This window comes from Shimia sp. (genome assembly GCF_039969785.1).
GTDB lineage: Bacteria > Pseudomonadota > Alphaproteobacteria > Rhodobacterales > Rhodobacteraceae > Shimia.
On sequence record NZ_JBDVNC010000013.1, the window covers coordinates 161,042 to 168,789 of the forward strand.

At 56.2% G+C, this 7,748-nt stretch carries 8 protein-coding genes, 1 tRNA gene and 1 pseudogene; 5 read left to right on the top strand and 5 right to left on the bottom strand.

Annotation, left to right across the window (positions count from 1 at the left end):
- Positions 1-2: 2 nt before the first annotated feature.
- From ABJI08_RS05865 to fabI, 4 genes are all read right to left on the bottom strand, one after another.
- Positions 3-1,178, bottom strand: coding sequence for an aminotransferase (locus ABJI08_RS05865; protein ID WP_348400890.1), 1,176 nt, complete (start codon positions 1,176-1,178; stop codon positions 3-5).
- Between the two features lie 128 nt (positions 1,179-1,306).
- On the bottom strand, positions 1,307-1,810 hold the full coding sequence (gpt, locus tag ABJI08_RS05870; protein WP_348400891.1) for a xanthine phosphoribosyltransferase: 504 nt from the start codon (positions 1,808-1,810) through the stop codon (positions 1,307-1,309).
- 81 nt (positions 1,811-1,891) lie between these two features.
- Positions 1,892-2,635 carry a murein L,D-transpeptidase family protein gene (locus tag ABJI08_RS05875; RefSeq protein ID WP_348400892.1) on the bottom strand — a complete coding sequence of 248 codons (744 nt, stop codon included), beginning with the start codon at positions 2,633-2,635 and terminating at the stop codon, positions 1,892-1,894.
- 12 nt (positions 2,636-2,647) lie between these two features.
- On the bottom strand, positions 2,648-3,469 hold the full coding sequence (fabI, locus tag ABJI08_RS05880) for an enoyl-ACP reductase FabI (RefSeq protein ID WP_348400893.1): 822 nt from the start codon (positions 3,467-3,469) through the stop codon (positions 2,648-2,650).
- Positions 3,470-3,585: 116 nt separating this feature from the next.
- Between fabI and pdxH the strand changes: the two genes are divergently transcribed.
- The 4 genes from pdxH (at position 3,586) to ABJI08_RS05900 (ending at position 5,558) form a co-directional block, all read left to right on the top strand.
- The gene (gene pdxH, locus ABJI08_RS05885) at positions 3,586-4,191 is read left to right on the top strand and encodes a pyridoxamine 5'-phosphate oxidase (protein WP_348400894.1); all 606 of its coding nucleotides are present in this window, start codon (positions 3,586-3,588) and stop codon (positions 4,189-4,191) included.
- A 103-nt stretch (positions 4,192-4,294) separates the two neighbouring features.
- Positions 4,295-4,846 (top strand): cold shock domain-containing protein, encoded by a 552-nt coding sequence (locus ABJI08_RS05890; protein ID WP_348400895.1) that lies wholly within the window; start codon positions 4,295-4,297, stop codon positions 4,844-4,846.
- A gap of 59 nt (positions 4,847-4,905) precedes the next feature.
- Positions 4,906-5,340 (top strand): DUF192 domain-containing protein, encoded by a 435-nt coding sequence (locus ABJI08_RS05895; RefSeq protein WP_348400896.1) that lies wholly within the window; start codon positions 4,906-4,908, stop codon positions 5,338-5,340.
- A 141-nt stretch (positions 5,341-5,481) separates the two neighbouring features.
- Positions 5,482-5,558 (top strand) — tRNA-Pro (locus ABJI08_RS05900).
- Positions 5,559-5,629: 71 nt separating this feature from the next.
- Here ABJI08_RS05900 and ABJI08_RS05905 read toward each other — a convergent pair.
- Complete coding sequence (locus ABJI08_RS05905) at positions 5,630-6,418, bottom strand: methyltransferase domain-containing protein (protein ID WP_348400897.1); 789 nt, start codon at positions 6,416-6,418, stop codon at positions 5,630-5,632.
- Between the two features lie 700 nt (positions 6,419-7,118).
- Between ABJI08_RS05905 and ABJI08_RS05910 the strand changes: the two are divergent.
- Positions 7,119-7,748 (top strand): annotated as a pseudogene (locus tag ABJI08_RS05910) (vitamin B12-dependent ribonucleotide reductase); the annotation flags it as partial.

Genomic DNA, 7,748 nt, shown 5'->3' on the forward strand with positions numbered 1-7,748 from the left:
GCTTAATAACGCGCCTGTGAGAGGCGCTTAAACAAGGTCGCAATCCCGTCGCGATCCACGTTGGCAAAGGCAATGCGCAGTTGTTTCTTACCGGCCGGATCGGTTTTTGGCATGAACATCGTGCCCGGCAGACATAAAATATGGTGGTCGCGCACCAAAGCAGGGGCCAGCTTGTCTGAAGGCATCTCAAACGGGTGTTCAAGATAGGCGAAATACGCGCCGACCCCCATCAATCGCCAGCCTTGGGGGGTGAGCCTGGGCATATTGGCGGTGATCGCGGCGCGTCGATCCAGAATTTCGGCGCGCTCTCCTGCCAACCATTGACCCAGATTGCGCATGCCCCAAAAGGCTGCATGCTGGCCCAGCTGATTGGGACAGATCGTGACCGTATCAAGGAATTTCTCGCCCCCCGCCAACAAGGACGTATCTGCGACCATGGCGCCGACGCGGTGGCCGGTCAGTCGGTAAGCTTTGGAAAAAGAATAAAGCTGGATCAGCGTTTTGGACCAATCCGGATCACCAAACAATGTGTGCGGCGCATCCGGGCGGGAATCAAAATCGCGATAGGTCTCGTCGATGATCAACTTGATCCCGTGCCGTTTGGCCAATGCATAAAACGCTGCCACAAGATCAGCCGGGTATTCCACACCGCCCGGATTGTTTGGCGTGACCAGAACAATGGCCCGGGTGCGCGGCGTGATCAGCGCTTCGGCAACGTCCGGATCTGGCAGCAGGGCCGCGTTTGTGCTCAGCGCAACGGATGTCAGCCCCATCATATCCAGCCACATTTTGTGGTTGAAATACCATGGGGTTGGAAGGATCACCTCATCCCCCTGATCCGCCAAAGCACTTATCGCGGTACAAAAGGCCTGATTGCACCCGGAGGTGATCGCGACCTGCGCCGGTGAAATTTCGCCGCCATAAGCAGCAGACCATTGGCTGGCCACTTCGGCGCGCAACTCTGGCAGCCCCAGCACCGGACCATAAAGATGCGCCTCGGCCACGTTCAGTGCAGTATCTGCAATATGCTGGCGCAGCGCCACGGGCGGCGGATCAACCGGTGCGGCCTGACTGACGTTCAACAACGGCTTTTCATCCGAAAACGCCACACCTTCAAGCCAGCGCCGCGCCTCCATAACCGGTGGGGCAAATGTTGCGGCAGTACGGGGCAGGGTCATAAAGCACCTTTCAAAACGAAGTCCCGGCAGAGCCTAGGCGTGACCTGCCGACAGGGCAATTGCCCACATCTTCATTTTGCCAAAATACTCCCGCCGGAGGCGTCCCGAACCCGCCGCCTGCGCGGAATTTAATCCGTGCCGCGATAGGGTTCGACATATTGCAGCGCCATATCCCACGGGAAAAAGATCCACGTGTCCTGAGACACCTCTGTAATAAAGGTATCCACCATCGGGCGGCCCTTGGGTTTGGCATAAACTGTCGCAAAATGCGCCTTGGGATAGAGCCTGCGCACCAGTTCCAGAGTTTTGCCGGAATCAACCAGATCATCGACGATCAACACACCTTCACCATCGCCCATCAAATCGGCATCCGGTGCCTTGAGCACTTCGGCCTCGCCCTGGCTTTGATGGTGATAGGATCGCACGCTGACCGTGTCGACGGTGCGAATATCAAGTTCGCGGCTGACAATCATGGCCGGGGCCATACCGCCACGTGTAATCGCGACCACAGCTTTCCACGCGCCATCGTCGGGTCCCTGACCATCCAGTCGCCACGCCAGCGCGCGGCTGTCGCGGTGAATTTGATCCCAGCTGATGTGGAACCCCTTTTCGTGTGGCAGACGTTCGCTCATTTTCTGGTCACCCTCGCGTTCAAAACATTTGGAACCTTCTAACAGAAGACAATTGCGGCGCAAATGGAACTGTTGGGCGGATCAGCGCAGCGAAACGTCATACCGACCATTTTTCACAGAGATCTGTGGCGGGACTTGGCTTTCTTCAAATTCAACATAGGCGGGCATCAGGTCCTGCCAGAACGGCAACCATGTATTGTCTTTAGCCTGTGTCATGCGTTGATTGGTCATGCGAAACGGAAACGCGTGCACGGGCACAAAAGATTGGCCGCTGCGCAAAGCTGCTTCGACCAGCACGAATATTTCTTCGATCCCGGCATCTGTCATGGCGTAGCAGCCTACCGACACGCAATCGCCGTGGATCATCAGATAGCTGCCAGTGCGCCCTTGTGCGCGGTCAAACCGGTTGGGAAAGCCCAGATTAAAGGACAAATGAAACCGGCTGTCTGGATTGAGCGACGATTTGTATACCCGGTAAAAGCCTTCTGGCGACTGACGATCGCCTTCCTTGAGCTTTGGGCCAAGATGGCCGGAATAATTGCAGATCGGATAGGTTTTAAACAGCCGGAACCGGTCGCCCGTCTGCACCCAAAGTTCCAGTTCGGCCTCTTCTTTGAAAACACGCAAATAGACCGGCGCACCAAAAGTCAGGCCCTGTTCGCCAAGAGCTGTTGTCAGGACGGGCGTTTGCGCCGCGCGCACTTCGGACACGGGTGGGCGAAGACCCAGGGGAGTGGCAATCGGATCAGGCAGACGGTGGCGCAGCAAATAGGCCCCGCCGATGGCGAGGCCCAGAATAAGAAATACGATCAGATTGCGGCGCATGCGCAGGGCAGATCAGCCTTTGCGCCCGGTGACGGCGTCAATATCGGGGCTGTCGACCGCCTTCATGCCCACAACATGATAGCCCGCATCCACGTGCAGGTTTTCACCGGTGGTGCCGCTGCCCAGATCAGACAGCAGATAAAGCGCGGATTTGCCAACGTCTTCGATGGTCACATTGCGGCGCAGGGGCGAGTTCAGCTCGTTCCATTTCAGGATATAGCGGAAGTCGCCAATGCCGCTGGCGGCGAGCGTTTTGATCGGGCCAGCCGAGATTGCGTTGACGCGGATGCCATCTTTGCCAAGGTCTTCGGCCAGATATTTGACGGATGCTTCAAGCGCGGCTTTGGCGACACCCATGACATTGTAATGCGGCATCACCTGTTCGGCGCCATAATAGGTCAGGGTCAGCGCGCTGCCGCCTTCGCCCATCAGTTTTTCCGCGCGTTGCATCACGGATGTGAAGGAATAGACCGAGATGTCCATGGTCATCAGGAAGTTGTCTTTGGACGTGTCGACATAGCGTCCGCGCAGTTCGGTTTTGTCCGAGAACCCGATGGCGTGCACGATAAAGTCGATCTTGCCCCATTTGGCTTCGATTTCGCCAAACGCGGCATCCAGAGAGGCCGGGTCGGATACGTCGCAATCTATCAATGTGTCGACGCCCAGCTGTTCCGCCAGCGGTACAACCCGTTTCTTGAATGCGTCCCCCATATAAGAGAACGCCAGCTCGGCGCCCGCGTCGGCACAGGCTTTGGCAATGCCCCAGGCAATCGACTTGTCGTTGGCCAGCCCCATGATAAGGCCGCGCTTGCCTGCCATCAGTTGATTTGACATCCCGTCCACTCCGTCCCAATTCGTTATCTGCCCCCCTTTAGGGGATAGAAACTGTTGCATCAAGGGCAGGGGCGGGCATGAATGATACGAGACCTATAGGTGTGTTGGAGAATACCATGAGTGACAGGACCGGCATTTTCGCAGGGGACGACCCGTTCGCGATTGCGCGCAACTGGCTGGCAGAGGCCCAGGTCAGCGAGCCAAATGATGCAAATGCAATCGCTTTGTCGACGGTGGACGGCGCGGGGTTGCCGAATGCGCGGATGGTGCTGCTGAAGGACATCGAGGATGCGGCGTTTGTGTTTTACACGAACTACGGCAGCGCCAAAGCACAGGAAATTGATGCCACCGGCAAAGCCGCGTTTGTGATGCACTGGAAATCGCTGCGCCGTCAGATCCGGGTGCGGGGCATTGTGACCCGCGAAGAGGGACCGCAGGCAGATGCGTATTATGCGTCGAGATCGCTCAAAAGCCGACTCGGCGCGTGGGCTTCTCAACAGTCAAATCCGTTGGGATCGCGCACAGAATTGATGGCTGAGGTGGCAAAAGTTACAGCCCGGCACGGCCCCAATCCCAAGCGCCCGCCATTTTGGGGAGGATTTCGCATCACTCCGGTCGAAATTGAGTTCTGGGCGGATGGTGCATTCCGGTTGCATGACAGGTTCCGCTGGGCCCGCGAAGCCCCTGATAAAGCGTGGGAAATTCAGCGCCTGAACCCCTGACATTCACGTGACGTGAATGGCAACGCGTTGATATGCGGGTCATTTTAGGCCTTGCTGCGGAAAGTTAATTACCGCAGAGTCTGTGTCATCATGGGGATGATATATGACTAAGGTAGAGGTTTTGACGACAAAAGACGATGGCGTCACAAAGATCGTTGGTGAGGTTAAGTGGTTCGATCCGGTAAAGGGTTTTGGATTTGTTGTGGCCGAAACGGGCGGTCCGGATATTCTGTTGCACGCGAACGTGCTGCGGAATTATGGGCAAAGCTCGGTCGCAGATTCGGCACGTGTCGAACTTGCGATTCAAAAGACAGAGCGTGGCGTTCAAGCTGTAGAGGTGTTTCGGATCGAACCGCCTGTTCAGCAAGAGGTAGTGCCACTTTCAGATTTTCAGGATCTGGACGAGGCGGACATCAGGTCGGCCCCGCTGGAACCCGCTCGGGTCAAATGGTTCGACAAAGGCAAGGGATTTGGCTTTGCGAACATATTTGGCAGTTCGCAGGACATCTTTTTACATATCGAAGTGCTGAGACGATCCGGTCTGGCGGATTTGCAACCGGGCGAGGCCCTGGCAGTGCGGGTGATCGACGGAAAACGTGGTCGCATGGCAACCGAGGTTCTGGCGTGGGAAAACGCGGTTTTTCAGGACGAGTGACTTCAAAATTTGCAAACAGGCGCTCATTTTTAGAAAAACTGGGCGTATGTCTGTTTTTGATGTTTCAATCTGGCGCTGTGTTGGCAGCAGGCTGTTCCGAGCAATCGCTGGAGCTGCGCGGCCCTTGGGGGCAGGCGCGATTTAACGTCGAAGTGGCAGATACGGAGCAAGAGCGCGCCGTTGGGCTGATGAACCGAAAGTCGATGCCCGGCAGCGCGGGTATGTTGTTTGTCTATGACCGCGCCGGTCGTGTGTCGTTTTGGATGCGCAATACGCTGATCCCGCTAGACATGCTGTTTGCTGACGACGCGGGCGTTATTCAGAGAATTCACCATAATGCGGTCCCTTTGGACGAGACACCGATTCCGGGTGGTGACTCCGTGCGTTATGTTCTGGAGATCAATGGCGGCCTGGCGCAGGCTTTGGGACTGACCGTGGGCAGCGAAATGCGTCATCCGGTGATTCCCGAAGGTTCTGCAGCCTGGGGATGCTGATCCCTCACCAAATCTGGTGTGGCAGGGGGCCAGAATGGCCCGGTGATGTGGCCGGATTTTGAACAGAATGCAGACGAATGAAATTCATTCCATTTTTGGGCTTTTCAATTCCGTTTGGCAGGGCTAAACAGCGCCACGGTCCGGGGCGTAGCGCAGTCTGGTAGCGCACCTGTTTTGGGTACAGGGGGTCGCAAGTTCGAATCTTGCCGTCCCGACCATTTTCCTCCTGTAAGATACCAGACGCTTGACGCGTCATGCGCGCCCAGTGCGCCCTGTGGGGCATTTGCAGCTAAGCAATCGCTTCAAACAGATGAGCCTCTTGTGGAACAACGAGAGTGTCGCCTTGGGCATACTGTTTCAAGTTTGCCGCCACATCGGCAACCACCGTATGCGTGACCGTTTCGCCGGCCTCTCTGAGATCCTGTTCCACGGGCAGGGCCATGATTTGCGCAAACAGATCTTCAAATCGACGTTCCAGCACGATGATGGTGTGTGCCTGAAGTGTGAAATTTGATTCTCTCATCAGGTTTGCGATGACGTCTCCGTCCCGAAATGAAAACGGAGCCCTCGCCTTGTCTGACGCGGCTTTGCCAACATGGCGCTCTAGCGCGTCCGCCAGCGCTTTGTTAAAGGGCGAAATCGCGCTCCAACATGTCAGCTTGAGGTGACCTCTGGGTTTCAGGACGCGCCGTACTTCCGTGAGGGCCGCCAGCTTGTCCGGGAAGAACTGTAAACCTTGCTGACAAAACGCCAGATCAAAGGTGGCGTCGTCAAAGGGCAGGGTGCAGACATCGCTGGCGACATAAGCCGCGCTGTGGCTGTCGGGCGGGTGGCGCTGGGTTGCAAGATCAATCATGGTGTCGTTCAGGTCGGCGCCGACAAGACGCCCGGTGCCCTGCATCTGCGCGGCAATCTCTCGGGTCAGAGCGCCGGTGCCACAAGCTACGTCCAGAATATGTGCGTTTTTTGGTAGTGACACTTTTTCCAACGTTGCGCGCGCCAATGGCCCGAACATCGCCGGAACGCTGTGGTTGTCGTATTTCTGAGCAGCAGCCGTCGTTAAGCGAAACTTGTCCACGGAAGTCTCCTTTGACTAAATGTTGGTCGGCTCAAATGAGGCCCCAGCATATCAGCTATGGCGTGATGTGTCTCAGCTGCCCACAAAGTCGTCGCGGTTTGGGGGGTGGGAAAGTCTGATCTGAGCCAGAGCGGCAATGCCGCGTCTACTGTTTTTTATGCGTCGAGTCGGTGTTTCGAATCGCCGGCGGCGGAAGGGCGTCATTTACTGATGTGGCCGATCTGCCATAGATGTGGTGTGGGTGGCAGAGTTATCCCCATATATTGTGGATAAGTTGGGGCCGTGTTGGCCCTATCGGGATTTTTTCAAAGGTTCCAAGGTGTTCAGGAGAGGTGCTTACTTAGTGGTCAAAGCAACAGGCGTTGCCGTTAACTTTTGGAATCGCAATGTCCGCCGTACGGCCCAGTATTTTGCATCACGGTCAACAGCAAAAAATTGAAGAATCTGTAAATAAAACCGTTGACCGTTTAGGGCGGAATACGCCAGATTGTGTGGGCGGCCTCGAAGAGCTACAAGATATAGTAGTTCAGGGCCAGGCAGGGACAGAAATCAGATATACGCCGGGACACTCTCCGGATGGAACGGACGGCAAGTTAAATTGCCGTGTGGGGTATTCTTTTCGGTTTACGCCTCGGGGTCGCAGTGTGCCATGCGCAATGACGCGTGGCTGGGGACATAATAGCTGGGACATGAGGCAGCGATGAAAATCGAAAGAAGATTTACCAAGTCAGGTCAGGACGCATATGCGGCGCTGAATTTTGTGACAACCGAGTCCGAGATTCGCAATCCCGATGGCACCATTGTATTCCGTTTGGACGAGGTCGAAGTCCCGTCAAGCTGGAGCCAGGTGGCCAGTGACGTCATTGCACAGAAGTATTTCCGCAAGGCCGGTGTGCCTGCATCGCTGAAGAAAGTCCGTGAAAAGGGAGTGCCCGAATTTCTGTGGCGCTCGGTTCCGGCGAATGATGATACCGAGATCGGTGGCGAAACCAGCGCCAAGCAGGTGTTTGACCGTCTTGCAGGCGCGTGGACCTATTGGGGCTGGAAGGGTGGCTATTTCTCGACCGAGGTAGACGCGCGCGCTTATTTCGACGAAATGCGCTTTATGCTGGCGACGCAACGTGCCGCGCCCAACAGCCCGCAGTGGTTCAACACCGGCCTGCACTGGGCTTATGGCATCGACGGTCCGGCGCAAGGCCACCACTATGTGGACTACAAAACCGGCAAGCTGACCAAATCCAAATCGTCATACGAACACCCGCAGCCGCACGCTTGTTTCATCCAGTCCGTATCTGACGATCTGGTCAACGAAGGCGGCATCATGGATCTG